The 26,601-nt window shown below is 57.1% G+C and carries 25 protein-coding genes and 1 other RNA gene; 12 read left to right on the top strand and 14 right to left on the bottom strand.

Annotated features, from left to right (window positions below; translation table 11 throughout):
- The first annotated feature begins 83 nt into the window (after positions 1-83).
- The gene (locus PGR23_RS07695) at positions 84-308 is read left to right on the top strand and encodes a hypothetical protein (RefSeq protein ID WP_047043587.1); all 225 of its coding nucleotides are present in this window, start codon (positions 84-86) and stop codon (positions 306-308) included.
- Positions 309-927: 619 nt separating this feature from the next.
- Positions 928-2,175 (top strand): bifunctional glucose-1-phosphatase/inositol phosphatase, encoded by a 1,248-nt coding sequence (gene agp / locus PGR23_RS07690; protein ID WP_396279775.1) that lies wholly within the window; start codon positions 928-930, stop codon positions 2,173-2,175.
- 66 nt (positions 2,176-2,241) lie between these two features.
- Here agp and PGR23_RS07685 read toward each other — a convergent pair whose 3' ends face one another.
- On the bottom strand, positions 2,242-2,469 hold the full coding sequence (locus PGR23_RS07685; protein WP_015367252.1) for a YccJ family protein: 228 nt from the start codon (positions 2,467-2,469) through the stop codon (positions 2,242-2,244).
- A 20-nt stretch (positions 2,470-2,489) separates the two neighbouring features.
- Positions 2,490-3,086 (bottom strand): NAD(P)H:quinone oxidoreductase, encoded by a 597-nt coding sequence (wrbA, locus tag PGR23_RS07680; RefSeq protein ID WP_015367251.1) that lies wholly within the window; start codon positions 3,084-3,086, stop codon positions 2,490-2,492.
- A 391-nt stretch (positions 3,087-3,477) separates the two neighbouring features.
- Here wrbA and PGR23_RS07675 point away from each other — a divergent pair, with 391 nt between their 5' ends.
- Positions 3,478-3,651, top strand: coding sequence for a general stress protein (locus PGR23_RS07675; protein WP_015367250.1), 174 nt, complete (start codon positions 3,478-3,480; stop codon positions 3,649-3,651).
- 157 nt (positions 3,652-3,808) lie between these two features.
- The gene (locus PGR23_RS07670; protein WP_045396980.1) at positions 3,809-4,735 is read left to right on the top strand and encodes a DMT family transporter; all 927 of its coding nucleotides are present in this window, start codon (positions 3,809-3,811) and stop codon (positions 4,733-4,735) included.
- Between the two features lie 44 nt (positions 4,736-4,779).
- Here PGR23_RS07670 and rutG read toward each other — a convergent pair whose 3' ends face one another.
- The 7 genes from rutG to rutA are packed head-to-tail and all read right to left on the bottom strand — an operon-like array spanning position 4,780 to position 10,202.
- The gene (gene rutG, locus PGR23_RS07665) at positions 4,780-6,102 is read right to left on the bottom strand and encodes a pyrimidine utilization transport protein G (protein ID WP_047043581.1); all 1,323 of its coding nucleotides are present in this window, start codon (positions 6,100-6,102) and stop codon (positions 4,780-4,782) included.
- A 21-nt stretch (positions 6,103-6,123) separates the two neighbouring features.
- Positions 6,124-6,618, bottom strand: coding sequence for an NADH-dependent FMN reductase RutF (gene rutF / locus PGR23_RS07660; RefSeq protein WP_045396975.1), 495 nt, complete (start codon positions 6,616-6,618; stop codon positions 6,124-6,126).
- A 10-nt stretch (positions 6,619-6,628) separates the two neighbouring features.
- Entirely contained in the window at positions 6,629-7,219 is a 591-nt protein-coding gene (locus PGR23_RS07655; RefSeq protein WP_047078733.1) for a malonic semialdehyde reductase, read from the bottom strand.
- On the bottom strand, positions 7,216-8,019 hold the full coding sequence (rutD, locus tag PGR23_RS07650) for a pyrimidine utilization protein D (protein WP_396279774.1): 804 nt from the start codon (positions 8,017-8,019) through the stop codon (positions 7,216-7,218). The genes PGR23_RS07655 and rutD overlap by 4 nt, the downstream gene beginning before the upstream one ends.
- Complete coding sequence (rutC, locus tag PGR23_RS07645; RefSeq protein WP_047043569.1) at positions 8,016-8,408, bottom strand: pyrimidine utilization protein C; 393 nt, start codon at positions 8,406-8,408, stop codon at positions 8,016-8,018. The genes rutD and rutC overlap by 4 nt, the downstream gene beginning before the upstream one ends.
- Positions 8,401-9,111 carry a pyrimidine utilization protein B gene (gene rutB / locus PGR23_RS07640; RefSeq protein ID WP_396279772.1) on the bottom strand — a complete coding sequence of 237 codons (711 nt, stop codon included), beginning with the start codon at positions 9,109-9,111 and terminating at the stop codon, positions 8,401-8,403. The genes rutC and rutB overlap by 8 nt, the downstream gene beginning before the upstream one ends.
- Complete coding sequence (gene rutA / locus PGR23_RS07635) at positions 9,111-10,202, bottom strand: pyrimidine utilization protein A (RefSeq protein ID WP_045396962.1); 1,092 nt, start codon at positions 10,200-10,202, stop codon at positions 9,111-9,113. Before rutA ends, rutB begins: the two co-directional genes overlap by 1 nt.
- Positions 10,203-10,486: 284 nt before the next feature.
- Here rutA and rutR point away from each other — a divergent pair, with 284 nt between their 5' ends.
- Complete coding sequence (gene rutR / locus PGR23_RS07630; RefSeq protein WP_045396960.1) at positions 10,487-11,125, top strand: HTH-type transcriptional regulator RutR; 639 nt, start codon at positions 10,487-10,489, stop codon at positions 11,123-11,125.
- Here rutR and PGR23_RS07625 read toward each other — a convergent pair.
- Together PGR23_RS07625 and putA are read right to left on the bottom strand one after the other, a co-directional pair.
- On the bottom strand, positions 11,122-11,517 hold the full coding sequence (locus tag PGR23_RS07625; protein WP_045396958.1) for a lysozyme inhibitor LprI family protein: 396 nt from the start codon (positions 11,515-11,517) through the stop codon (positions 11,122-11,124). The genes rutR and PGR23_RS07625 overlap by 4 nt on opposite strands.
- 181 nt (positions 11,518-11,698) lie before the next feature.
- The gene (putA, locus tag PGR23_RS07620; protein WP_396279771.1) at positions 11,699-15,661 is read right to left on the bottom strand and encodes a trifunctional transcriptional regulator/proline dehydrogenase/L-glutamate gamma-semialdehyde dehydrogenase; all 3,963 of its coding nucleotides are present in this window, start codon (positions 15,659-15,661) and stop codon (positions 11,699-11,701) included.
- A 422-nt stretch (positions 15,662-16,083) separates the two neighbouring features.
- Between putA and putP the strand changes: the two genes are divergently transcribed.
- Positions 16,084-17,592, top strand: a complete 1,509-nt coding sequence (putP, locus tag PGR23_RS07615; RefSeq protein WP_045365591.1) for a sodium/proline symporter PutP — start codon at positions 16,084-16,086, stop codon at positions 17,590-17,592.
- A 96-nt stretch (positions 17,593-17,688) separates the two neighbouring features.
- Here putP and PGR23_RS07610 read toward each other — a convergent pair whose 3' ends face one another.
- Positions 17,689-18,777, bottom strand: a complete 1,089-nt coding sequence (locus PGR23_RS07610; protein ID WP_074165786.1) for an AI-2E family transporter — start codon at positions 18,775-18,777, stop codon at positions 17,689-17,691.
- 241 nt (positions 18,778-19,018) lie between these two features.
- On the opposite strand from PGR23_RS07610, the gene PGR23_RS07605 reads away from it, so the two are divergent.
- Positions 19,019-19,453 (top strand): DUF3574 domain-containing protein, encoded by a 435-nt coding sequence (locus tag PGR23_RS07605; protein ID WP_142688912.1) that lies wholly within the window; start codon positions 19,019-19,021, stop codon positions 19,451-19,453.
- A 33-nt stretch (positions 19,454-19,486) separates the two neighbouring features.
- On the opposite strand, the gene PGR23_RS07600 is transcribed toward PGR23_RS07605, so the two are convergent.
- A complete protein-coding gene (locus PGR23_RS07600; protein ID WP_047043556.1) occupies positions 19,487-20,671 on the bottom strand; it encodes a NupC/NupG family nucleoside CNT transporter in 1,185 nt (394 codons plus the stop codon).
- 274 nt (positions 20,672-20,945) lie between these two features.
- Here PGR23_RS07600 and efeU point away from each other — a divergent pair, with 274 nt between their 5' ends.
- The 5 genes from efeU to PGR23_RS07575 all read left to right on the top strand — a co-directional run bounded on the left by efeU (position 20,946) and on the right by PGR23_RS07575 (position 26,129).
- Complete coding sequence (gene efeU / locus PGR23_RS07595; RefSeq protein WP_047043553.1) at positions 20,946-21,776, top strand: iron uptake transporter permease EfeU; 831 nt, start codon at positions 20,946-20,948, stop codon at positions 21,774-21,776.
- A 53-nt stretch (positions 21,777-21,829) separates the two neighbouring features.
- Positions 21,830-22,957, top strand: a complete 1,128-nt coding sequence (efeO, locus tag PGR23_RS07590; protein WP_396279770.1) for an iron uptake system protein EfeO — start codon at positions 21,830-21,832, stop codon at positions 22,955-22,957.
- A 4-nt stretch (positions 22,958-22,961) separates the two neighbouring features.
- Positions 22,962-24,245, top strand: a complete 1,284-nt coding sequence (gene efeB, locus PGR23_RS07585; RefSeq protein ID WP_396279769.1) for an iron uptake transporter deferrochelatase/peroxidase subunit — start codon at positions 22,962-22,964, stop codon at positions 24,243-24,245.
- 510 nt (positions 24,246-24,755) lie between these two features.
- Positions 24,756-25,544, top strand: a complete 789-nt coding sequence (gene phoH, locus PGR23_RS07580; protein ID WP_015367231.1) for a phosphate starvation-inducible protein PhoH — start codon at positions 24,756-24,758, stop codon at positions 25,542-25,544.
- Between the two features lie 150 nt (positions 25,545-25,694).
- Positions 25,695-26,129: a hypothetical protein gene (locus tag PGR23_RS07575; protein WP_396279768.1), complete on the top strand. Its 435-nt coding sequence runs from the start codon at positions 25,695-25,697 to the stop codon at positions 26,127-26,129.
- Positions 26,130-26,364: 235 nt separating this feature from the next.
- Here PGR23_RS07575 and PGR23_RS07570 read toward each other — a convergent pair.
- Positions 26,365-26,502: non-coding RNA, RtT sRNA (locus PGR23_RS07570), on the bottom strand.
- Positions 26,503-26,601: the final 99 nt, after the last annotated feature.

The raw sequence follows: 26,601 nt of genomic DNA, 5'->3' as shown, positions 1-26,601 counted from the left end.
ACACTCCGTTAAGTCAATTTACAGACGAACGGGATGGCGGCTGTTACGCTAATCGTTGATTGAGAATTTTCTGAGAGTAATGCATGTTTAAAAAATGTCTCGCCGGCCTGCTTGCTTCGGCGCTTATGCTGACGGCTTTTGCCAGTTGGGCGCAGTCGGAAAGCCAACAGGTTCGCGAACGAATTGTCGAGCAGGTGTTAAAACCCTGCGAAGGTAAAAAAGCCGGGGATAAAGTGGTTATGGTCGATCGCCGGGGCGGCGAACATGAAGCGATTTGTACGTTGGCGGCGGTGCCATTACCGGAATAGACGCCGCTTTCGCCACTCCCTCTGCGACACTCATCCTGACTCTGTTTTATGCCTTCGGTAGCGGTTAAGATCATACCAACTGAGGTACTCCCGGGTTATGGCTTGCGCTTTATCCGGGCGACCGGCGGTGCCGTTTTTTGTCGGGTGCGGCTAACGCTTTACCCGATCTACGGTCCGTACGGCCTGCCGTTAATTTCTTCACCACGCTGGCTGACACTACTGGTGCTGGTGATCTCAAAACCCCCGGTGGCGCTGCCGCTTACCGGGGCTACGGCGCTGTGCGATTTGGTAGCCGGAGAAGGCGCAACGCGCCGCCTCCGGGAAAAACCCCTGGCAGCGATTAGCCGCCCACTGTGCGCTCCCTGCGCCGCGGAAAACATATGGCAGAAAAATTAACCGGGAGCGCGATATACTCTGGAGCGACACGAGATAAACGCTTTTCTCAAGCTAAAAAGTTGTAAACCGATAACAGTATCTACGGTCCTGAATCTGCCGCTCCCGGCCATCTCTGAAGTGTTAAAAAAGCGACCGACGCCTCAGTTTGTGAGCCATTGCCCGCAAAAATGTCATAAATCCGTCACAATGATGGCGATGATAATAAATGACTGAGGATGAAGGGATGAAAAAAAGTCTACTCGCTGCCGCGGTGGCCGGGGCCGTATTGTTATCCGCCGGCGTGCAGGCGCAGGACGCCGTTGCGCCTGAGGGCTATCAGCTGCAACAGGTGCTGATCATGAGCCGCCATAACCTGCGCGCGCCGCTGGCCAATAATGGCAGCGTACTTGAGCAGTCGACGCCGAAATCCTGGCCGCAGTGGGATGTACCAGGCGGTCAGTTGACCACCAAAGGCGGCGTGCTGGAAGTCTACATGGGTCACTATATGCGTGAGTGGCTGGCGCAGCAGAAGCTGGTGAACAGCGGCGAGTGCCCGCCTGAAAATGCGGTTTACGCCTACGCCAATAGCCTGCAGCGCACCGTTGCAACCGCGCAGTTCTTTATCACCGGCGCTTTCCCGGGCTGCGGGGTGCCTGTGCATCATCAGCCGCAGATGGGAACCATGGATCCTACTTTCAATCCGGTCATTACCGATGATTCAGCCGAATTCGCGCAAAAAGCGGTGCAGGCGATGGAGAAAGAGCGTCAGGGGATGCAGCTCGCTGAGAGCTACAAGCTGCTGGAAGAGATGACCGACTATCGCAATTCGCCATCCTGTAAAGAAAAGCATGTCTGCTCGCTTAGCGACGGTAAAGATACCTTTAGCGCCAAATATCAGCAGGAGCCGGGCGTCTCCGGGCCGCTGAAGGTCGGCAACTCGCTGGTCGACGCCTTCACCCTGCAATACTACGAAGGTTTTCCGAAGGATCAGGTGGCGTGGGGCGAAATTGCCAGCGATAGGCAGTGGCAGGTGTTGTCGAAGCTGAAAAATGGCTATCAGGACAGCCTGTTTACTTCCGCGGAAGTGGCGCGCAACGTCGCTAAGCCGCTGGTCAAATATATCGATAATGCGCTGGTGGGCGATGGCGCCGGTAAGGCGAAAGTAACGCTGCTGGTCGGGCATGATTCCAACATCGCTTCGCTGCTGACGGCGTTGGACTTTAAACCTTATCAGTTACCTGGTCAGTATGAGCGCACGCCCATCGGCGGCAAGTTGCTGTTCCAGCGCTGGCACGATAGCGGCAGCAATCGCGATTTAATGAAAATTGAGTATGTCTATCAAAGCACTGAACAGCTGCGCAATGCCGACGCATTGAGCCTGCAATCCCCGCCGCAGCGGGTCACGCTGGCGCTTAACGGTTGTCCGGTAGATGATCAGGGATTCTGCCCGCTGGAGACGTTCAAAAAGGTCATGAACGAGGCGGCAAAATAAAACAAAAAACCCGGAGCAATCCGGGTGAAGAATTAGCGCGGGCGCAATGCCCGCGTAATTGAGCTATCAGACGTTTTTACGTTCGATGGTCTGTTCGCCCCAGAAGAGGCTGTCTTTGTCGGTTTTGGCGAAAGCTCGCGACAGCACCTCATCGCTGCCTTCTTCCCAAATTTTCTCCGCCAGCTTTTCATCGTAATTCGCGAGTTCGAAAATGGCTTCGGCGATTTCCAAAGAGGTATTACGTAAGCTTGCCCATTCGCCCACGTGGTGGGCCTTCGCTTCTTGATTTGGCATGCAACTCCTCCTGTTGAAGGTTAGCCGTGTAATTTCACAGCCACATTGGCGACGTGTTCACCCTGATAGCGAGCGATAGCCAGCTCTTCCTGGCTTGGTTGACGGGAGCCGTCGCCGCCTGCGATGGTGGTTGCGCCATATGGCGTGCCGCCGCGCACCTGGGAGACATCAAACAGCTCCTGCGCGCCGTAGCCAATCGGCACAATGATCATCCCATGATGGGCAAGGGTAGTCCAGGTTGAGGTAATTGTCTGCTCCTGGCCGCCGCCGGTACCGGTTGAACTGAAGACGCTGGCGACTTTGCCATACAGCGCGCCGGAAGCCCACAGACCGCCGGTCTGATCCAGGAAGGTGCGCATTTGTCCCGACATATTGCCGAAACGGGTAGGGGTACCAAAGATGATGGCATCATACTCCGCCAGTTCCTGCGGTGTGGCGACGGGCGCATTTTGTGTTTTCCCGCCTGCTTTGGCAAACGCTTCAGCCTGCATAGTTTCCGGCACGCGCTTCACAACCACCTCAACGCCGTCAACTTTATTTGCCCCTTCGGCAACGGCATGGGCCATGGTTTCGATGTGTCCATACATGGAATAATAAAGCACCAGAATTTTAGCCATTTGCATCACTCCTCGGTTGCGTAATTGTCCAGCCAAACGACTGGCTATCTATAAAGATAAGGCCTGTGGCGCAGAGTGCAAATCCAACAAACATTTGTTTGATTTATAACAAAATGGCAAAGATTAATTTGCAACGTATCTCGTAGCAAATAGATACATTTTGCGCAGGGCTGATTTCAGCTGAGAGAAGAAATGTTTAGCGGTTGCGCTCGCGGCTGGCGTCTGGTTTTGACGATTAAATGTTGCGGAATGTGACTATTTGCCCAGGGAATGAGTTTCATTTACTACGCTTATAAGCACGCGATGCACAATGGCCATGCCATATGCCGCGGGGGCTTAGGCCCTGAACTCACCTAATGCAATATGATGTCAAATCCAATGGAGGTCAGTAATGGCAAACCATCGTGGCGGTTCCGGCAACTTTGCCGAAGATCGTGCCAGAGCATCAGAAGCAGGTCGTAAAGGTGGCCAGCACAGCGGGGGGAACTTTAAAAACGATCCTCAACGCGCCTCGGAAGCTGGCAAAAAAGGGGGTAAAAATAGTCACGGCAATCGCAATAGCTAGCCGGGACTGTTTTTAATGATGCGGTGTTAATCTCCCCCGACCCTGCCGCATCACCCTCGCCGCCGACGTATGTCGGCGGTTTTTTTGTCAATGGGTGTTGCTTTCGGCCTGAAGCGCCTGCGAAACTGGTTAGCTATTTTTTGCTATTGGTCGCCGCATGTCTTCGCTCAAACTCTCAATAACGCCGCAGGAACTGATCCTGATTGTGATCACCATGTTCTGGGGCGGAACCTTTCTTGCCGTACAATACGCCGTGAGCTTTAGCGGGCCGTTTTTCTTCGTCGGCCTGCGCTTCGCCACCGCCGCGCTGGCGGTAGCGCTACTGTCGCTGCGTACGCTACGCGGCCTGACCTGGCTTGAGGTTAAGGCCGGTGTCGCGATCGGCGTGGCGATTGCGCTCGGTTACAGCCTGCAAACCTGGGGCTTACAGTCCATCTCCAGCAGTAAATCGGCGTTTATTACCGCCATGTATGTACCGCTGGTACCGCTGTTGCAGTGGCTGTGTCTGGGGCGCATGCCCGGCGTCATGTCCTGCGTGGGCATCGTGTTGGCGTTTATCGGGCTGATCCTGCTGGCGGGGCCGGAAAATAATCTGCTGGCGTTGGGAATTGGCGAAATGATTACCCTGGCAAGCGCCGTGGCTATCGCTGCCGAAATCATTTTAATAAGCGCGTGGGCGCGTCAGGTCGATGTGCGCCGGGTGACGGTGGTACAGCTGGCGACCGCTTCGCTGGTGGCATTTGCCGCGATGGGCCCGGCAGGGGAGTCGATCCCGCCGATGCGCCCGGAACTGCTGGCCGTCGCGCTGGGGTTGGGGATTTTCAGCGCCATTATTCAGGTCACCATGAACTGGGCGCAGCGTAGCGTATCGCCAACGCGGGCGACGCTGATTTACACCGGCGAGCCGGTTTGGGCTGGCGTGTTTGGTCGTATCGCCGGCGAGCGTTTGCCGCTGCTGGCGCTGGTGGGCTGTCTGTTTATTCTCGCCGGGGTACTGGTCAGCGAGCTGAAGTGGAAGAAAAAATCACGGTCGCAGATCGCGGCGGAGGAAGCACCAGAGCTTGCGGATCGGCACGAGCCCTAATTTTCGCCCCGGCAGCCGCACCGCCGGGGCGAACCCATCCCTGGTTATATCGTAGTGGCTTTCGCCACCTTTTCCTGATGCTGGCGGCGGTTAAGCAACGCATGCAGCGCAATAGCGCCGAAAGTCGCCGTCCCAATCCCGCCCAGGCGGAAGCCCCCCAGCGACAAGGTAAAATCGCCTGCGCCCAGAACCAAAGTCACCGCCACCATGATTAAATTCGCATTCTGGCTGAGATCGACCCGATTTTGCACCCATATCCTCGCCCCGGTGACCGCAATCAAACCAAAAACCACGATTGACGCGCCGCCAATTACCGGGCCTGGAATCGTATGAATCAGGGCGCCGAACTTGGGTGAAAAACCGAGCAGGATGGCGATCAGCGCCGCGGCGACAAACACCAGCGTTGAATAGACTTTGGTCACCGCCATAACGCCGATGTTCTCCGCATAGGTGGTGACGCCGCTACCGCCGCAGGCGCCGGAAAGCAGGGTCGCTAGCCCGTCGCCGACAAACGCGCGCCCCATCCAGGGATCCAGATTGCGTCCAGTCATTCCCGCGACGGCCTTCAAATGCCCCAGGTTTTCCGCCACCAGAATGATGGCCACTGGCGCTATCAGCAGCATCGCCTGGCTGTCAAAGGTGGGCGAAGTAAAGTGCGGGACCCCAAACCATGCCGCCTGAGCGACCGGGGCAAAATCCAGCGGTTTGCCAAGACCGAATCCGTTGGCCAGCAGCGCATAGAGCGCACAGGCGATAATGAGCCCCACCAGGATAAGCAGACGCTGCAGCAGTCCTCGGGTAAATACCGCGACGGCGCCGATACAAAGCACCGTCAGCATCGCCATCCAGCTGTCGAAGGCGTTGGCGGAAACGCTGTGCACGGCAATCGGCGCCAGGTTAAGACCGATCGCCATCACCACCGCGCCGGTTACCGCGGGCGGCATCAGACGCTCTATCCAGCCGGTGCCGATTTTCATCACCACCAGCCCAATCAGGGTATAGAGCAGCCCGCAGGCGATGATGCCGCCGAGGGCGACGCTGAGATGAGGATTCAACCCCTGGCCGGTAAAGCCGGTAACGGTGATGACCACGCCGACGAAGGCGGCGCTGGATCCAAGATAGCTCGGTACCCGACCGCCAGTGACGACAAAGAACAGCAGAGTGCCCACTCCCGACATCAGGATAGCCAGGTTCGGATCAAGCCCCATCAATAAAGGCATTAATACGGTCGCGCCAAACATCGCCACGGCGTGCTGCACGCCCATGATCAGCGTTTGTGCGGCGGATAAACGTTCATCCGGGGCGACAACGCCGGCATCCGCGGCGGGGGAGGTTAACTGCCAGCGAGGAAAACTGAAGAGTGCCATGATGATATCCCGGGTGAGAGGTTAACAAACGGGCCGCATAAGCGTGTGGTAGCCGCGGTCAAACCACATCAGACCGCGCGGTTCCGGCTGGCGGCTGATAGCCACGACCTGGCAAAACAGAATGTCATGGGTGCCGACCTGCAGTCGCTGGTCGATGCGGCAGTCGAAACTGACCAGCGCCTCTTTCAGCCGCGGGCAGCCGGTCGCGCCGGTTTGCCAGACGGCGGCGGCGAAACGTTCCGCCATCGGGGTTTTGCCGCCAAAGATAGTCGATAATTCCTCCTGCCCTGCCGCGAGGGTATTGACGCAAAGGGTCTGATGCTCGCTGAATATCGGCCAGACCGAGGCCGAACGGTTGAGGCACACCAGCAGCGTAGGCGGGGTGTCCGTTACGCTGCAGACCGCGCTGGCGGTAAAACCGGCGCGCCCGGCAGGTCCTTCGGTGGTGATAATGTTCACCGCCGCGCCGACGTGGGCCATGGCGTCGCGAAAACTGTGTCGATCCGCTAGGTTCATTATCGTCTCCTTATACCAGCAGGCAGGCTTCATCAAAGGTCAGGCGCGGCAGTCGGTCGTACAGTTTGCCGGGGTCGCCATAGCCGATATTCACCAGCAGATTGCTTTTCCAGCCGCTGTCGGCGAAAAACGCCGCATCGACTTTCTCGCGCTCGAACCCCGACATCGGGCCGGTGTCGAGGCCCAGCGAGCGGCAGGCGAAAATCAGATACGCCGCCTGCAGCGAGCTGTTGCGAAAGGCGGTTTCCTCAGCCAGCTGCGGGCTGGAAGTAAACCAGCTCCGGGCGTCGCCGTGGGGAAACAGCGCGGGCAGGCGGTCGTAAAACGCGCTATCCCAGGCCACGATGGCGGTGACCGGCGCCTGCATGGTTTTTTCCACATTGCCGCTGGAGAGCGTTGGGCGGAGTTTCGCTTTGCCCTCGGCGCTGCGCACAAAAACGATTCGCGCCGGTGAACAGTTGGCCGAGGTCGGCCCCATTTTCATCAGGTCGTAAATTGCCCGCAGTTGCTGGTCACTAACCGCGAGATCTCGCCAGCCATTGTAGGTCCGGGCACGGGTGAAAAGGGTTTCGCAAGCCTTTTGGTTGATTGCTTCGCTCATATATTCTCCTCGGCGACCGGCAGCAGGGCCGCCAGACCGTCGCGTAAGATAGGGTTAAAAGTGTCGCTGTCGGTAACGTTACAGGCATGGCCGCCCCAGGCCATTTCCACGAGTCGGCTACCGGGTATCGCCGCCTGCAGCATTCGCGAGCAGGAGGCGGGGACCAGCAGGTCGTCGGCGGCGCTGATGATGAGCGTCGGGCAGGCGATAGCCGCCGCGCGGCGCGAAAAATCCGCCTGTTTCAGGGCCTGCAGCCGTTTCAATAGATTCTCCTTGCCCTGGAAATGGCTAATGGCCAACGCGTCTTCCGCTTCGAGACGCGGCAGGCGGGCTGCCATCCACTCTGCCGGATAGAGAAACAGCGGTTGAGCCTCGACCCACGCCTGGGCGCCGCCGGCATGCAGCAGGCGTTCGCGGACCTGAAAGCAGCGGCGGGTATGCGGCGACAGCGTCAGCCAGCCGTTGACCAGCACCAGGGCGCTCACCGCCTCGGGGCGATCGAGTGCCAGCTGCAGGCCAATCAGCGCCCCCAGCGCGTGACCCACCAGCGCGAAGCGCGTAAGACCGGCCGCTTGCAGAGCGAGGAAAAGCTCCTGCGCCATGGTCGCCATACTGTAATTTTCCGGCAACGGGCCGCGATTCTCCCCGGTACCGTTATGGTCATAGAGCACCAGTTGATAATGCTGTTCCAGCGCCGCCCGCTGCGCCAGCCAGTACGCGCCAGCGCCGCCAAGCCCGGCGCTCAGCACCACCACCGGCGCGCCGGGCCACGGCGGCGGGGCAATATTGAGCCTCATCATGTTGGAGTACCGATATGGGCGACGCTGGCAATTTCCACCAGCGCATCGGGTTTCACCAGCCCGCACTGAATACAGAAACGCGCCGGTTTATCACCGGGGAAAAACTCGGCGTAGACCTCGTTAATCGCGGCGTAATTTTGCCAGTCGGTAATAAAGATACTGTTGAAGGTCACATCCGCCATACTGCCCCCCGCCGTTTCGATAACGCATTTGATGGTCTCCAGCACGTGACGGGTTTGCGCCTTTGGGTCGCCGGGGTAGAGCACATTGTTTTGCTTATCAAACGGCAGAGTGCCGGAGACATATACCACCCCATCGGCGAGCGTCCCAGGAACAAAGGGGGCAATCGGCGTAGCGGTGCCGGGGGGAATAATCACCTGTTTAGGCATAGCGTTTCTCCTCGCTAAAAGCGAGCGGGGCGGCGGGGTCTATGGCGCGACAGAAGCTGCCGACATCGCTGACCCAGCCGAAAAAGGTTTCAATGTTGAACAACGCCGCCTGTTGCGCGAAGGCGGGACCTGCCTGATGGGTGGCATCCTCCAGCACCACGCCGAAGTATTCGAGGAAGAAGCCATCGCGCAGCGTCGATTCGACGCAGACGTTGGTGGCGATGCCGGTGAACACCAGGTGGCGAATACCGCGGCTGCGTAAAATGCTGTCGAGCGGGGTATTGAAGAAACCGCTGTAGCGCGGTTTCGGCAGGACGATATCGCCCTCCTGCGGCCGCAATTCGTCAACCAGTTGATAATCCCAACCGCCTTTTGCCAGCAGCTTGCCCTGCAGTTCCGGGCGTTGGCGCATGGTCTTCAGCGCGTTGGATTTATGGTAATTCGGCGAGCCGGGGCCGCCGGCTTCCACATACTGTTCGTCCCAGCCATTCTGGAACCAGATGATTAACATGCCGGCGGCGCGGGCGGCGGCCACCGCGAGATTAATATTATCGATAACCGGCCGGGTGGCGGAGACGTCAAAACCGGCGAGATCCAGATATCCGCCCTGGCTTGCATAGGCGTTTTGCATATCGACCACGATCAGCGCGCTGTGCTGGGGCGCGAAGGTCAGCGATTCCGGGCGAGCGGGAAGGGTAATCATCAGGCCACCTCGCGGGTAATGGGAGCAATATGGTCACGGCAGCGCATCAGCGGCTGAATACGTTCGCCGAAGGCGTCAATGCCCTGCAGGAAATCATCGAAGGTCAGCAGTACGCCGTCGGTACCGGGGACCGCCGCCACCTCATCGAGCATACGGGCGACATTGGCATAAGAGCCGACGAGGGTGCCCATATTGATGTTGACCGCGGAGGTGGGGTCGGCCATCTGGCGGACGTTGGTATCGCTGCCGGAGCGGGTATCTTTCTGGCTCTGTTCGGTCAGCCAAGCCAGCGCCTCTTCATCCGCGCCGGCCTTGTAGTGTTCCCATTTAGCGCGGGCCGCTTCGTCAGTTTCGTCGGCGATCACCATAAACAGCACGTAGGAACCAACGTCGCGGCCGGTTTTTTCCGCCGCCTGCATCATCCGTGCGGCTGTGGGCGCGAAGGCGGCGGGGGTATTAACCCCTTTGCCAAAGCAAAAGTTGTAGTCGGCGTGTTGGGCGGAGAACGCCATGCCGGCGTCGCTTTGCCCGGCGCAGATAACCTTCATCGGCTGCGAGGGCCGCGGGCTGACCCGGCAGTCGTTCATGGTGAAGTAATCACCTTTAAAATCGCTGCGCCCGGTGCCCCACAGGTCGCGCAGAACCGTAACGTATTCAGTCAGGTAGTCATAGCGACTGGCGAAGTATTCATCGCCGGGCCAGATCCCCATCTGGTCATATTCCGGTTTTTGCCAGCCGGTCACCAGATTCACGCCAAAACGTCCGCCGGAGATAGAGTCGATAGTGGACGCCATGCGGGCGACGATGGCCGGAGGGAGCGTCAGCGTCGCGGCGGTGGCATAAATCTCTATCTTCGACGTCACCGCCGCCAGACCGGCCATCAGGGTGAACGATTCCAGGTTATGATCCCAGAATTCCGTTTTTCCTCCAAAGCCGCGCAGTTTGATCATGGAGAGCGCGAAGTCGAAATGGTAGCGCTCGGCCTTCTGCACAATCGCCTTATTCAGTTCGAAGGACGGCATATACTGCGGCGCATGCGTGGAAATTAACCAGCCGTTATTACCAATGGGAACGAAAACACCGATTTTCATAACTACCTCTCTGTCGTCATGGAAGATGAAATCGCGCGGTGCGGCATCCTGCCTCTCCCCGAACCACCTCGCAGTGGAAATAAAGCAAAGGTAATGCCAGTTTTAAAAAAGGTTTTGTTATTAATGTGTTGTGTAATGGTTGCCGGATTTGATGATGAAAATGTGGACCGAATGGTCAAAATCAGTGCACGAAAAAACGGCAGTCATGCGCGATCGGAGTGCGCAGGGTCGTGTCGGCGAGGGGCTTTTGCTATGCTGAAGACGACTACTGAAGGAGAAGACGTATGGCACAGGGCGCCGTGAAAAAAACCGGCAAGCGTTCACAGGCGGTGAGCGCCAAAAAAGAGGCCATTCTGGCCGCTGCGCTGGAGACCTTCTCGCAGTTCGGCATTCACGGTACGCGGCTGGAACAGGTCGCTGAACTGGCCGGGGTATCGAAAACCAATTTACTCTATTACTACCCGTCAAAAGAGGCGCTGTACGTTGCCGTGCTGCAGCGGATCCTCGCCATCTGGCTGGCGCCGCTGCGGGCATTTCGCGAAGATATCAGCCCGCTGGTGGCGATCCGCGAATATATTCGCCTTAAGCTTGAAGTATCGCGCGATCATCCTCAGGCCTCCAGACTGTTCTGTCTGGAGATGCTACAGGGGGCGCCGCTGCTCATGGGCGAACTGACCGGCGATCTGAAGGCGTTGATAGATGAAAAGTCGGCGATAATCTCGTCATGGATTGATAGCGGCAAGCTGGCGGCGGTCGATCCGCAGCACCTTATCTTTATGATCTGGGCGACGACGCAGCATTACGCCGATTTCGCCACTCAGGTGGAGGCGGTAACCGGCGCAACGCTGCAGGATGAGCAGTTTTTCCAGCAAACTGTGGATAACGTGCAGCGGATGATTATCGAAGGGATCCGCGTACGTTAATTAGCTGGCGGCAGCGGGCAGTTTTGGTCGCCGTCTTCGCACTGAAGCAGCGAGGCGAGGAAGGCTTCGCGCTCGACGCTCTTATCGGTCATGCACTGGCTTATCAGCATCGGTTGCATACTGCCGCCTTCCGCGCCGGAAGCGAGAAACGCGCAGTCGGCGTCACGCAGGGAAATCCACGCCTGCTGGGCTTTTTTCAGCAATTCAAGCTGTTTGCCGGAGGCGCGTTTCAGCGCCTGCTCCCAGGTCTCATTCAGCTTTTTATCGGCCGCCTGATATTGTGCCGCGGCGCACTGGTTCATTTCGGTTTGCGTGTTGGCGTTGCTGCAGTCATCCGCCCACGCCGCGCCGCTGGCTAATAGGGCAGCCACGGCAATTAAAGTGCGTTTCATCGTTCTACTCCCATAAAAAAAGCTCCCGTCCGGGAGCCTTAATTAAGCACAGCTAACGTCGGCTGTCATTAGTTGAACACGCCGTAGATTTCCCGGATGGCGGCGCATAGCGCCTTATCCGGGCTATCCTTTGGCGGGGTTATGTAGCCCCGGTAAGCGTAGCGCCACCGGGGAGCCCGTTTTAGCCGATGGTCATCAGGCTGGCGTTACCGCCTGCCGCGGCGGTGTTGACGCTCAATGAACGCTCGATATACAGGCGCTCCAGCAGCAGATTGGTTTCGCCGCGCGCAAAGCCCTGCACCGATACAATTGCCCCGTCGCGCGCCGCCACCTGCTCACACAGCTCGCGCAGCTGATCGGAATCACCATGATAAATGACCGCGTCGAAGGCCTGGCTGGTCAACTGATCCGCTTTCGCAAAATGAATGCGCTCGCTGACCTCACGCGGCAGTTTCTTCGCCAGTTCGCGCTGCAGAGCGCTATCCGGCCACAGCACTTCACAGCCAACCGCCATTGCCGCAGCCAGTTGAATCAGCGCGTCCTGCTCGTTATCCGCCACGCACAATACGCGCTCGCGCGGCATCAGCGTCAGGGTATTGCGCTCGCCGGTTGGCCCTGGCAGCAGACGTTGGGTGCCGCTTTGCGCCAGATCGCTGTATTGCTGACACAGCGCCTGCAGTTCAGGACGGCCAGCCGCCCACTGCTGCAGCGCCTGCAGCGGTTTTTCCAGCAGCGTTTTCAACTGGGCGTCCAGCGGACGCTCCGCATCCTGGCGGGCGAAAGTGACGCCGACCGCGTCCTGTGGGCGACTGGAGAGCAGACGATACAGGTACAGCGGGCCGCCGGCTTTCGGGCCGGTGCCCGATAACCCTTCGCCGCCGAACGGCTGTACGCCGACCACCGCGCCAACCATATTGCGGTTGACGTACAGGTTGCCGACTTTCGCGCTGCCGGTGACCTGCGCAATGGTCTCGTCGATACGGGTATGCACGCCGAGGGTCAAGCCGTAGCCGGAGGCGTTAATCTGCTCAACCAGCTTATCCAGTTCGTTACGGTTATAGCGCACCACGTGCAGAACCGGGCCGAAGACCTCTTTTTTCAGTTCGTCGAAGCTCTCGAGTTCGATAAGCGTCGGCGCCACGAAAGTACCATGATTCCACTCGCGGGCATCTTCGCTATTTTCACGTACCGCCTGGAAGACATTGCGGCCTTTCGCGCGCAGCGCCTGAATATGGCGTTCGATATTCTCTTTGGCTTCCGCGTCGATTACAGGGCCGATATCGGTGGTCAGGCGACCCGGATTACCCATCCGGCATTCGCTCATCGCGCCGCGCAGCATGGTTAACGTATGGTCGGCGACTTCTTCCTGCAGGCACAGCACGCGCAGGGCGGAACAGCGCTGGCCGGCGCTGTCGAAAGCCGAGGCCAGTACGTCAATCACCACCTGCTCGGTGAGCGCCGACGAGTCGACGATCATCGCGTTCATGCCGCCGGTTTCCGCGATAAGCGGTGTCGGACGGCCCTGCGCATCAAGGCGGTTAGCGATGTTGCGCTGCAGCAGCGTCGCTACTTCGGTCGAACCGGTAAACATTACGCCGCGAACGCGTTCGTCTGAGGTTAGCGCGGCGCCGACGGTTTCCCCGCGGCCCGGCAGCAGTTGAATCACGCCCGGCGGTACGCCGGCTTCCAGCAGAATCGCTACGCCTTGCGCGGCGATAAGCGGCGTCTGTTCGGCCGGTTTGGCCAGCACGCTGTTGCCTGCCGCCAGCGCCGCGGCAATCTGGCCGGTGAAGATCGCCAGCGGGAAGTTCCACGGGCTGATACAGACGACCGGGCCCAACGGGCGGTGGGTTTCATTATCGAAATCGTCACGCACCTGACCGGCATAATAGTGCAGGAAGTCGACCGCTTCGCGCACTTCAGCAATGGCGTTGCTGAAGGTTTTGCCAGCTTCGCGCACCAGGATCCCCATCAGGGTCGGCATCTGGCTTTCCATCAGTACGGCAGCGCGCTCAAGAATGGCGGCGCGTTCCTGCGGCGGAGTGGCGAACCAAATTGGCGCGTTATTGATAGCGCTGGTCAGCGCCTGCTGCACTTCGGCATCGCTGGCTTCGCGGACGTAGCCGACGATATCTTTCGGTTCCGCCGGGTTAATGACCGGCTGCATCTCGCCTTCTACCACCGGCTGCTCCAGCATCGGTAGCGCCTGCCATTTATGCAGCGCGCTGTTAAGCAACGAAGAGGAGAGGGAGGCCAGTCGGTGTTCGTTAGCCAGATCCAGACCGGCGGAGTTGCTGCGGCCGTGACCGTAGAGATCGCGCGGCAGCGGAATTTTCGGATGCGGCAGGCCGGCCTGGCCTTCCTGCTGCGCCAGTTTTTCGACCGCGCTGACCGGATCGGCCACCAGTTCGTCCAGCGGCAGGGTATTATCCGCGATACGGTTAACGAAGGAAGTATTGGCGCCGTTTTCCAACAAACGACGCACCAGATACGCCAGCAGCGTTTCATGGGTACCGACCGGCGCGTAGATACGACACGGACGGTTTAGTTTGCCGTCGGCGACTTTGCCCACGACCTGCTCATACAGCGGTTCGCCCATGCCGTGCAGGCACTGGAACTCGTACTGGCCAGGGTAGTAGTTTTGCCCCGCCAGCTGGTAGATAGCCGCCAGCGTATGGGCGTTATGGGTGGCAAACTGCGGATAAATCAGGTTCGGTACCGCCAGCAGCTTTTTGGCGCAGGCGAGATACGAAACGTCGGTGTAGACCTTACGGGTATAAACCGGATAGCCTTCGAGGCCTTCCATCTGCGCGCGTTTGATTTCGCTATCCCAATAGGCGCCTTTCACCAGGCGAATCATCAGGCGACGGCGGCTGCGGGTCGCCATGTCGATCAGCGAATCAATCACAAACGGGCAGCGTTTCTGATAGGCCTGAATAACAAAGCCGATGCCGTTCCAGCCGGCCAGCTCCGGTTCGAAGCATAGTTTTTCCAGCAGGTCGAGGGAGATCTCCAGGCGGTCGGCCTCTTCGGCATCGATGTTAATGCCGATGTCGTACTGGCGCGCCAGCAGCGTCAGCGATTTAAGGCGCGGATAGAGCTCTTCCATGACCCGGTCATACTGCGCGCGGCTGTAGCGCGGGTGCAGCGCGGAAAGTTTAATTGAGATCCCCGGCCCTTCATAAATGCCGCGGCCGTTGGAGGCTTTACCGATGGCGTGGATCGCCTGCTGATAAGAGACCATATAGGCCTGCGCATCGGCGGCGGTCAGCGCGGCTTCGCCGAGCATATCGTAGGAGTAACGGAACCCTTTCTCTTCCAGCTTGCGGGCGTTGGCCAGCGCTTCGGCGATGGTTTCGCCAGTGACGAACTGCTCGCCCATCAGGCGCATCGCCATATCCACGCCTTTGCGGATCAGCGGTTCGCCGCTCTTGCCAATAATGCGGTTCAGCGAGCGGGAGAGGCTGGTCTCATTATGCGTCGACACCAGTTTCCCGGTAAACAACAGCCCCCAGGTGGCGGCGTTAACGAACAGCGACGGGCTGCGGCCGATATGCGATTGCCAGTTGCCGTTGCTGATTTTGTCGCGGATTAGCGCATCGCGGGTGGCTTTATCCGGAATGCGCAGCAGCGCTTCGGCCAGGCACATCAGCGCCACGCCTTCCTGCGAGGAAAGCGAGAACTCCTGCAGCAGGCTCTGCACCATGCCGGCGCGGCCGCTGGCGGTTTTCTGGTTGCGTAGCTTTTCCGCCAGCTGGTAGGCCAGCTTGTGCGCCTGTTCGCCTAACGGCTGCGGCAGACGGGCCTGCTCCAGCAACATCGGTACCGCATCGGTTTCCGGGCGTCGCCAGGCGGCGGTGATCGCCGCGCGGCTGACCGATTGCGGCAGAATTTGTTCGGCGAACTCAAGGAACGGCTGATACGGCTCGTCCGCCGGAGTGCCTGCTTCATCGCTTTCATTGGCGGCGCCGGAAAGGAGCGCCGGCAGTTCCGGTAGCGTCTCGTCGTTTTCCAGCTTTTCCAGATAGTTGAAGATGGCTTGCTTAATCAGCCAGTGCGGCGTGCGGTCAATACGGCTCGCGGCGGACTTAATGCGTTCGCGCGTGGCGTCGTCAAGTTTTACACCCATGGTGGTGGTGCCCATTGCGGGAACTCCTGTTAGCTATGTAATGCCCTTTTATTGGTTGCGTAGAAATATCACCCATGTTGCAACTTTGTGCAACCTTGTTAATTGTGACCTGGCTAGCAAGCTGAGAAATGAATGAATTGTTAATAGCCTTGATAAGATTTTCCAATAAATAGCCTCATTCAAATAACGTATTTATCTGCGTTGCTTAACAGTTTTTTCAGGTGCAACCCGTAAAAACGTGAGGGAGTGCAACCTATAGAAAATTGCTATTTTTCCTGAGACAACTTTCGTGTAAATGCTGTGTTAAATCGTTTGTGAAATACCGACGCATCCGTCAGGATACGCTCGCCCAATACAACCAATACGCCATTACCCCGTTCCGGTAGTGGATAAAACGACAAAGTTGGACGTTGTCGAAATAAATTCTGGAGATTTGCATGGCTATTAGCACACCCATGTTGGTGACGTTTATTGTTTATATTTTTGGCATGGTACTGATAGGTTTTATTGCCTGGCGCTCAACCAAGAACTTTGACGATTATATTCTCGGCGGCCGCAGTCTTGGGCCATTTGTGACCGCGCTCTCTGCCGGTGCATCAGATATGAGCGGCTGGCTGCTGATGGGGTTACCGGGGGCGATTTTTCTCTCCGGGATTTCCGAAAGCTGGATCGCCATCGGCCTGACCCTGGGGGCGTGGATTAACTGGAAACTGGTGGCCGGGCGCCTGCGCGTGCATACCGAAGTCAACAACAACGCCCTGACGCTGCCGGACTATTTTACCGGACGCTTCGAAGATAAAAGCCGTGTGCTGCGTATTATCTCCGCGCTGGTTATCTTACTGTTCTTCACTATTTATTGTGCTTCCGGGATTGTTGCCGGCGCGCGTCTGTTCGAAAGCACCTTCGGTATGAGCTATGAAACCGCGCTGTGGGCCGGTGCCGCCGCGACAATCATCTATACCTTCGTGGGCGGTTTCCTGGCGGTAAGCTGGACCGATACCGTGCAGGCCAGCCTGATGATCTTCGCGCTGATTTTAACGCCGGTGATGGTGATTATCTCGGTCGGCGGTTTCGGCGATTCGCTGGAAGTGATTAAGCAAAAAAGCATCGAAAATATCGACATGCTCAAGGGACTGAACTTCGTGGCGATTATTTCGCTGATGGGTTGGGGTCTCGGTTATTTCGGCCAGCCGCATATTCTGGCGCGCTTTATGGCGGCAGATTCTCACCACAGCATTGTTCATGCGCGTCGTATTAGTATGACCTGGATGATCCTCTGTCTGGCGGGCGCGGTATCGGTCGGTTTCTTCGGTATCGCCTACTTTAATAACAACCCGAGCCTGGCGGGCGCGGTTAATCAGAACGCCGAACGGGTATTTATCGAATTGGCGCAAATCCTGTTTAACCCGTGGATTGCCGGGATCCTGCTGTCGGCCATTCTGGCGGCGGTCATGTCGACCCTGAGCTGCCAGCTGCTGGTCTGCTCCAGCGCGATTACCGAAGATCTGTATAAAGCCTTCCTGCGTAAAAACGCCGGTCAGAAAGAGTTGGTCTGGATCGGCCGCTTCATGGTGCTGGTGGTAGCGCTGATTGCGATTGCGCTGGCCGCTAACCCGGAAAACCGCGTACTGGGTCTGGTCAGCTACGCATGGGCAGGCTTCGGCGCCGCATTTGGCCCGGTGGTGCTGTTCTCGGTGATGTGGTCGCGTATGACTCGTAACGGCGCGCTGGCCGGGATGATTATTGGCGCGGTTACGGTTATCGTCTGGAAACAGTTCGGCTGGTTGGGACTGTATGAAATCATCCCTGGCTTCCTGTTCGGCAGTATCGGGATTGTGGTCTTCAGCCTGCTGGGCAAAGCGCCATCGGCGGCCATGCAGCAGCGTTTTGCCGAAGCGGACGCGCATTACCATTCTGCGCCGCCGGTACGCGCTACCGCTGAATAAAAGTAGCGAGCACCAGAAACCGCAACGGCTCCCATCAGGGAGCCGTTTTTTTTGCCGCCTGTACGGCCCGGCGGAAAGCTGCTGGCGGTCAGGCGGTTACTTCGCCGCGCCTTCGTTTACCCAGTTCATGAAGATCAGATACCCGATGGAGAGCAGAGTGGCGCCAATAAACATCCCGAGAATGCCATCGGTGGCCATGCCGCCCAACGCGCCGAGCAGAACGATCGGCATCGGCGCGTCTACGCCGCGCCCCAGCATTAGCGGTTTGAGGACGTTATCGACCATCCCGGCGACAATCAGCAGGACGGTAAACACGATATTCACCGCGGTGCCGTGGTCGCCGGTCATCCACATAATGGCAATCGCCGGGGCGGTGACCAGTATCACCGGGATTTGCGCGATACCGAGCACCAGCGCCAGCACGAAGAAGATACCGGCGGCCGGGATCCCCGCCAATGCAATGATAATTCCCGTCAGCAAGGCCTGAATGAGCGCCACGCCGATCACCCCCTGCGCGACGGCGCGGATGGTGCCGGTGCACAGACGGCTCAGGGCAACACCTTTAGTTTCGTCGGTGATACGGATGGCAATACGTTTAGCGCTGTTGGCGCCTGCCGCGCCCCAGGTCATGATAGCGCCGGCGACAATAAAGGAGAGGACAAAGCCCAGCAGCCCGCCGCCCATACTTGCCAGCACGCCGAGCACCAGTTTCGCCGCCTCGCCAATTTGCGTGTGATAACTGCTCAGTACCGCCGGCAGGTCCGCCGAGGCCTTCAGCCAGAACGCATACAGCTTACCGCCGACGAGGGGAATAGAGGCGACGTTGGCCGATGGCGGCGGCAGCGTCAGATCGCTGCCGCTGACTTTATCAATCAGGCTACCGGCGCTTTCGCCAAGCGAGGTCACCATGAAAATGGTCGGGATGACGATAATCAGCAGGCCGAATAATACCAATATGGTTGATGCCAGCCCCTGTCGCCCGCCGATACGTCGCGCGATGTGTTGATGTAAAGGGTAGAGGGTGACGGCCAGGATCAGCGCCCATAGCATCATGTTCAGGAACGGCGAGAAGACGGTAAAGCAGAAGGAGGCCAGCGCCAGTATCAAGCCGAACTTAATAAACATATCGAGAAAGCGGGTGACAATTCTTTTCTCAATATTAGCTAACTCATTATTTTCTATCATGAATTATTCCAGTTGTTATTTTACGCGGCCGCCAGGCCAGTTAAAAACGCTCAACTATAGAGAAGTCTTGGAAATAAAAAACGCAGGAAATAATTTAAAAAAGAATTTCGCCCAGGCTGTGTTTATCAGTGTAGAACAAAAGAAAATACGCCGTATCGCCAGAGAGTAATGTTCGCGCCTCTCTTGCTAATTCACTGAAAATACGCTGATATCTGGGTACAAAAAACAATGAGGATAGCAAATGAAATTACCCCAGGCCGCCGCGGCGCTGATCGTTGCCGCACTGTTGACAGGATGCGTGGCGCCATCCGAGAAAAGCGCCGCGCGCGTTGATGATAACGCCTGTCCGGCGGACAACGCGATGGTGCAAACCACCCTTTATTTCGGCCTTAGCCGGCCAGCGGGGAAAGATATTACCGCCCAGGAGTGGCAGCAGTTTGTCGACCGCGATGTGACGCCGCGTTTTCGCGATGGCTTGACGGTTTTTGATGCCCGCGGCCAGTGGTTAGGTAACAATGGCGCAGTGGCCCGCGAGTCCAGCAAGGCGCTGATGCTGATTCACAGCAATGATGCGAAAAGTGAGCAGGGGATTGAAGCGTTGCGTAATACGTATAAGACGCGATTCGCCCAGGAGTCCGTTATGCGCGTTGATCAGCCGGTGTGCGTACATTTCTGACGAACAGGGCGGGGAGAGCCCCCGCCCGACGAGTTACAGCACCAGCCCGGCAAAACTGGCGGACAGCAGGCTAACCAGCGTCGCGCCATAGACCAGACGTAGGCCGAAGCGGGAAACGGTGTTGCCCTGTTGCTCGTTAAGCCCTTTAATCGCCCCGGCAATGATGCCAATGGAGGCGAAGTTGGCGAACGAGACGAGAAACACGGAAAGGATCCCTAGCCCGCGCGGCGTCATGCTGGCGGCAATTTTCTGCAGCTCGATCATCGCCACGAATTCGTTAGCGACCAGCTTGGTGGCCATAATACTCCCGGCATTTAGCGCGTCGCTTAATGGAATACCCACCAGCCACGCCAGCGGATAAAAGACGTAACCGAGGATTTGCTGGAAGCTTAGGCCGAAAACGGTCGCAAATAACGCATTAACGGCGCTAATCAGGGCGATAAAGCCGATTAGCATCGCCAGAATAATCATCGCCACCTTAAAGCCCGCCAGGATATATTCGCCCAGCATTTCAAAGAAACTCTGCGATTCATGCATCTTTTCAAGCTTTATTTCAGCTTCGCTGCCGGGGCGCGTAGGGTTAATAATCGACAGCACAATAAAGGTGCTGAACATATTAAGAATCAACGCCGCCACCACGTATTTCGCATCAAGCATGGTCATATAGGCGCCGACGATCGACAGCGATACCGTTGACATAGCGGTCGCCGCCATCGTGAACAGGCGACGCGGAGAGAGGTCCCCGAGTACGCCTTTGTAAGCAATAAAGTTTTCCGACTGGCCGAGGATCAGCGAGCTGACGGCATTGAATGATTCCAGCTTGCCCATGCCGTTCACCTTCGACAGCAGGGTGCCGATCAGACGAATAAAGATCGGCAGAATACGCCAGTGTTGCAGAATACCTATCAGCGCGGAAATAAAGACGATTGGACACAGTACGCCGAGGAAAATAAAGGCCAGCCCTTTTTCACCCATCCCGCCAAATACGAAGTTGGTCCCTTCAGCGGCGAACCCGAGTAACGAAGCAAAAAAGCCTGAAATATTTTTCACTACCCATAACCCGCTTTCGGCGTGAAGGAAAAAGAAAGCCAGGGCGATTTCAATAATAATTAACTGCAGAATGTAGCGAATGCGGATTTTTTGACGGTCATAGCTGGCAAGCCAGGCGAGGGCGAGAATAACCGCCAGCGCCAGCAGGAAGTGCAAAATTTGAGTCATGTTATTTATTTCGCAGATAAATCAGGACCGCCATTTAGCCACAGCGCTACGGTCCGGTAAATATGCGACATAAAAAATCATGCTATTTGCCATTTTAATGCTTAGCTGGTGAGATATTTTCGTAAGTGACTATTTTGTAGCGATTAATTTACAACTTGTCATCATTCCCTGAACATTTCGCTTGTGTTTCTCATTGTTGTAATGATAATCACTATCATAAATATTTACCTATCTTTGCATCCGTTGACGGCGGTTCACATTTAAGGGTTTCGGCATGTTTGTTCCATTTCTCATCATGTTACGCGAAGGGCTGGAAGCCGCGCTGATTGTCAGCCTGATTGCCAGCTATTTAAAACGAACCCAGCGCGGCAGCTGGATCGGCGTCATGTGGATTGGCGTATTCCTCGCGGCGGCGCTCTGTCTCGGGTTGGGGATTTTTATCAACGAGACCACTGGAGAATTTCCGCAGCGCGAGCAGGAACTGTTTGAAGGCATCGTGGCGGTGATAGCGGTATTTATCCTCACCTGGATGGTGTTCTGGATGCGTAAAGTGTCGCGCAACGTCAAACAACAGCTGGAGCAGGCGGTGGATAACGCGCTGCAGCGCGGGAATAACCACGGCTGGGCGCTGGTGATGATGGTGTTTTTTGCGGTTGCCCGCGAAGGCCTGGAGTCGGTCTTTTTCCTGCTGGCGGCATTCCAGCAGGATGTGGGCATCTGGCCGCCGCTGGGGGCGATGCTCGGGCTGGCGACGGCGGTAGTATTAGGTTTCCTGCTTTACTGGGGCGGTATCCGCCTTAATCTCGGCGTGTTCTTCAAATGGACCAGTCTGTTTATCCTGCTGGTGGCGGCCGGTCTGGCCGCCGGGGCGATTCGTGCTTTCCATGAGGCGGGATTGTGGAATTACTTCCAGAATGTCGCCTTTGACCTTAGCAACGTGGTATCGACGCATACGCTGTTCGGTACGCTGCTGGAAGGCATCTTTGGTTATCAGGAGACGCCCACCGTCAGTGAAGTGGCGGTTTATCTCCTCTATTTGATCCCGGCGCTGGTGTGCTTTGCCTTGCCGCCGGGCAGCAAAACGACAGCATCGCGAGCCGCGTAATTCAGGCGCCGCTGATTAATATAGTTACAACATACTTTTCGAAAGGGATGGTCATGATAATTCATTTTCGCCGTACTGCGCTGCAGTTAACCGTCGCCGCGCTGTTTAGTTCCGCCTTTTACGCTCAGGCTGCGGATATTCCGCAGGTTAAAGTTACCGTCAACGATAAGCAGTGCGAACCTATGCAGGTAACGGTGAAGGCGGGTAAAACCCAGTTCATCATCCAGAACCACAGCCAGAAAGCGCTGGAGTGGGAGATCCTGAAAGGAGTGATGGTGGTCGAGGAGCGGGAAAACATCGCGCCAGGATTCACGCAAAAATTGACGGCTAACCTGCAGCCGGGCGAATACGATATGACCTGCGGCCTGCTGACTAACCCGAAAGGTAAGCTTATTGTCACCGGTGAAACCAGCAAAGATGCGGCGAAAGCCGATGCGGTGCTGAGTCTTGGCGAGGCGATTACTGCGTATAAAGCCTACGTCACCGCGGAGACCGCGCAGCTGGTTAGCGGCACTAAAGCCTTTACCGATGCCGTAAAAGCCGGTGATATCGAGAAAGCGAAGGCGCTGTATGCCCCGACCCGTCAGCACTACGAGCGCATCGAACCGATTGCCGAACTGTTCTCCGACCTCGACGGCAGCATTGACGCCCGTGAAGATGATTTCGAGAAAAAAGCCGAAGACCCGAAATTTACCGGCTTCCACCGTCTGGAAAAAGCGCTGTTTGGCGATAACAGCGTGAAGGGAATGGAAAACTATGCCGAACAGTTGAACAGCGATGTGCTGGAACTGCAAAAACGCATTAGCGAGCTGGCCTTCCCGCCGTCGAAAGTGGTAGGCGGCGCGGCGGGGCTGATTGAAGAAGTGGCGGCCAGCAAAATTAGCGGCGAAGAAGATCGTTACAGCCATACCGACCTGTGGGACTTCCAGGCCAATATCGACGGCGCACAGAAAATCGTCGACCTGCTGCGCCCGCAGCTGCAAAAGGATAATAGCGCGCTTCTGGCCAAAGTTGACGGCAACTTCAAAAAAGTTGATGCCATCCTTGCTAAATACCGTACGAAAGACGGTTTCGAGACCTATGACAAGCTCACCACCGCTGACCGTAATGCGCTGAAAGGGCCGATCACGACGCTGGCAGAAGATCTGGCTCAACTGCGCGGAATTTTGGGCCTGGATTAATTCGATGACACAACAGAAACCACGCGACGTGAATGAACCGTCACGTCGCCGCTTACTGAAGGGGATCGGCGCGCTTGGCGGCGCGCTGGCCATCAGCGGCGGTTGCCCGATGGCGCAGGCGGCGAAAGCGGAAAGCTCCCCCGGCACGCTCGCTCCGGATGCGCGTCAGGAAAAACAGCCATTTTATGGCCCGCAACAGGCGGGCATCCTGACGCCGCAGCAGGCCTCGATGATGCTGGTGGCGTTTGATGTACTGGCGGCGGATAAAGCCGACCTCGAACGCCTGTTCCGCTTGCTGACCCAGCGGATCGCCTTTTTAACCGCAGGCGGTCCGGCGCCGGATACCCCGAATCCTCGATTGCCGCCGATGGATTCCGGGATTTTAGGGCCGTGGATTGCGCCGGATAACCTGACTATCACCGTCTCGGTCGGCCATTCGCTGTTCGATGAGCGCTTTGGATTAGCGGATAAAGCGCCAAAAAAACTGCAGGCAATGACGCGTTTCCCGAATGATTCGCTGGATGCCGCACTGTGCCATGGCGATTTACTACTGCAGATTTGCGCCAATACCCAGGATACGGTCATTCACGCGCTACGTGACATTATCAAACACACGCCCGATCTACTGAGCGTGCGCTGGAAGCGGGAAGGGTTTATCTCTGATAGCGCGGCCCGTAGCAAAGGCAAAGAGACGCCAATTAATCTGCTGGGCTTTAAAGACGGTACCGCTAATCCATCGAGCCAGGATAAAGCGCTAATGGATAACGTGGTGTGGGTTACTGCCGACCAGGGCGAACCGGCCTGGGCGATCGGCGGTAGTTATCAGGCTGCGCGTATCATTCAGTTCCACGTTGAGTTCTGGGATCGTACGCCGCTGAAAGAGCAGCAGACGATTTTTGGCCGCGATAAACATTCTGGCGCGCCGTTGGGGATGAAGCATGAACATGATGTTCCGGACTACAGTCGCGATCCGCACGGTGAAGTGATTGCCCTTGATAGCCATATTCGTCTTGCGAACCCGCGTACGCCGGAAACGCAGTCCAGCCTGATGATGCGCCGCGGTTACAGCTATTCGTTAGGCGTCACCAACTCAGGGCAACTGGATATGGGGTTATTGTTCGTTTGCTATCAGCACGATTTGGAAAAGGGATTCCTGACGGTGCAGAAACGGCTGAACGGCGAGGCCCTGGAGGAGTACGTTAAACCGATTGGCGGCGGATACTTCTTTGTGTTGCCCGGCGTGATGAATGACCAGCATTATCTTGGACAATCGCTGTTACAAGCCTGATAGGCGTCCTGCCGGCGAAGGCAGGGCGTTTTCTGCTGTTTTTCTCGGATTCAATATATTTCCTGCCATGTGTTATATTTCTGTAATACAAATGACGGATAGTTTTCTACAATGATTTTAGAAATCATTGTTGCGTCAATGTAAAAAATAAGTTGCATTAAGAATAATTTTTGATGTACTTATTACATACGCGGTAGTTCCCGGCAGTGATGTCGCTCACTATGGAGATCGCGAATGGTAAGGTCCTGTAGCGGACAACGTAAAACCACATACCGTACTTTCCAGCACGGGGGCCCAGCTTCCGGCAGCGATTTTCACTCTGTAACCCCAATTTCTTCCACTACTAATCAGGCTAACTCTGGCAGGGTACGCGGTGCGCGTAGCCGCGACTCGTTGTCCATTCAACCGGCAAGCAATGGCTTACAAGGAAGCCAAACCTCAATCGTTCGTGCGCATAATCGCGTTGCTCTTGACGCGCGTGATGTAAACCAACAACGCAAGGTGCTATCCATGGGAAGACAAAAAGCAGTGATCAAAGCTCGTCGTGAGGCAAAACGTGTGCTGAGACGGGATTCGCGTAGCCATAAACAACGTGAAGAAGAATCGGTCACATCGCTTGTGCAAATGAGTGGCGTAGAAGCAATCGGGATGGCGCGGGATAGCCGCGATCTTTCACCGATTGAGGCGCGTAATGAAGCTCAGGCGCATTATTTGAATGCCATCGACAATAAACAGCTGATTTTCGCCACCGGCGAAGCCGGGTGCGGGAAGACCTGGATCAGCGCGGCTAAAGCAGCTGAAGCCCTGATCCATAAGGATGTGGACAGAATTATTGTTACCCGTCCCGTTCTGCAGGCCGACGAAGATCTCGGCTTCTTACCGGGAGATATCGCCGAAAAATTCGCTCCCTATTTCCGACCGGTATATGACGTGCTGGTGAAGAGGTTGGGCGCTTCCTTTATGCAATATTGCCTGCGCCCGGAAATCGGCAAGGTAGAAATCGCACCGTTCGCCTATATGCGCGGACGCACCTTTGAAAACGCGGTGGTGATTCTGGACGAGGCCCAGAACGTGACCGCGGCGCAAATGAAGATGTTTTTAACCCGCCTCGGGGAGAACGTCACTGTGATCGTCAACGGCGATATTACCCAGTGTGATTTGCCCTCTGGCGTAAAATCGGGTCTGAGCGATGCGTTGTCGCGTTTTGAAGAAGACGACATGATTGGCATTGTGCGCTTTACTACCGATGACTGCGTGCGTTCAACGCTTTGCCAGCGAACGTTGAAAGCCTATTACTAAACGCTAGTGAGTGTGCAAAGCCCGGGATATCCCGGGCTTTGTTGTTTTTGCAGCATTTTCCCGCGGCACTGTGCCTGGACGGGCTACTGATGGTGGGCCTGTGGGATTCCCGGCGGCACTGTGCCTGGCCGGGCTACTGATGGTGCGGCTGTGGGATTCCCGGCGGCGCTGCGCCTGGACGGGCTACTGGTGGTGCGGCCTGCGGGATTCCCGGCGGCGCTGCGCCTGGACGGGCTACTGGTGGTGCGGTCTGTGGGATTCCCGGCGGCGCTGCGCCTGGCCGGGCTACTGGTGGTGGGGCCTGTGGGATTCCCGGCGGCGCTACGCCTGGCCGGGCTACTGGTGGTGGGACATGCGGGGTTCCCCGCGGCACTGTGCCTGGCCGGGCTACTGATGGTGGGGCCTGTGGGATTCCCGGCGGCGCTGCGCTTGGCCGGGCTACTGGTTGGTGGTGCGGCCTGTGGGATGGGTAGCCCGGGCGAGGCATTTATGCCGACCCCGGGAAGGGCGGCGGTGCCACATGCGAAAAAAAGCCCGTACTTTCGTACGAGCTCTTATCTCGAATATGGCGGTGAGGGGGAGTGACTCGCTTCGCTCGCCGTTACTCGGCCCATCCACGGGCCTCGCCCCTTCGGGGCCAACGCAGGCGTTGTTCAAAAACGCTCCCGGCGTTTTTGTCGGGGCAGCCCGCTTACTGCGTGCGCGGTCTGTCCAACTGGCTGCGCCAGTTGTCGAACCCCGGTCGGGGGTTCTCGTCCCCCCCAACGGAGAATATAAAAGAAAAGAGCCCGTACTTTCGTACGAGCTCTCATCTCGAATATGGCGGTGAGGGGGGGATTGACTCGCTTCGCTCGCCCCTGCGGGGCAGACCGCTTACTGCGTTCGCGGTCTGTCCAACTGGCTGCGCCAGTTGTCGAACCCCGGTCGGGGGTTCTCATCCCCCCTAACGGAGAATATAAAAGAAAAGAGCCCGTACTTTCGTACGAGCTCTCATCTCGAATATGGCGGTGAGGGGGGGATTCGAACCCCCGATACGTTGCCGTATACACACTTTCCA

Source organism: Klebsiella sp. 141162 (genome assembly GCF_050600755.1).
Classification (GTDB): domain Bacteria; phylum Pseudomonadota; class Gammaproteobacteria; order Enterobacterales; family Enterobacteriaceae; genus Klebsiella; species Klebsiella aerogenes.
The sequence above is the reverse complement of the archived record's forward strand: the minus strand, read 5'-3'. Positions and strand labels throughout refer to the sequence as shown.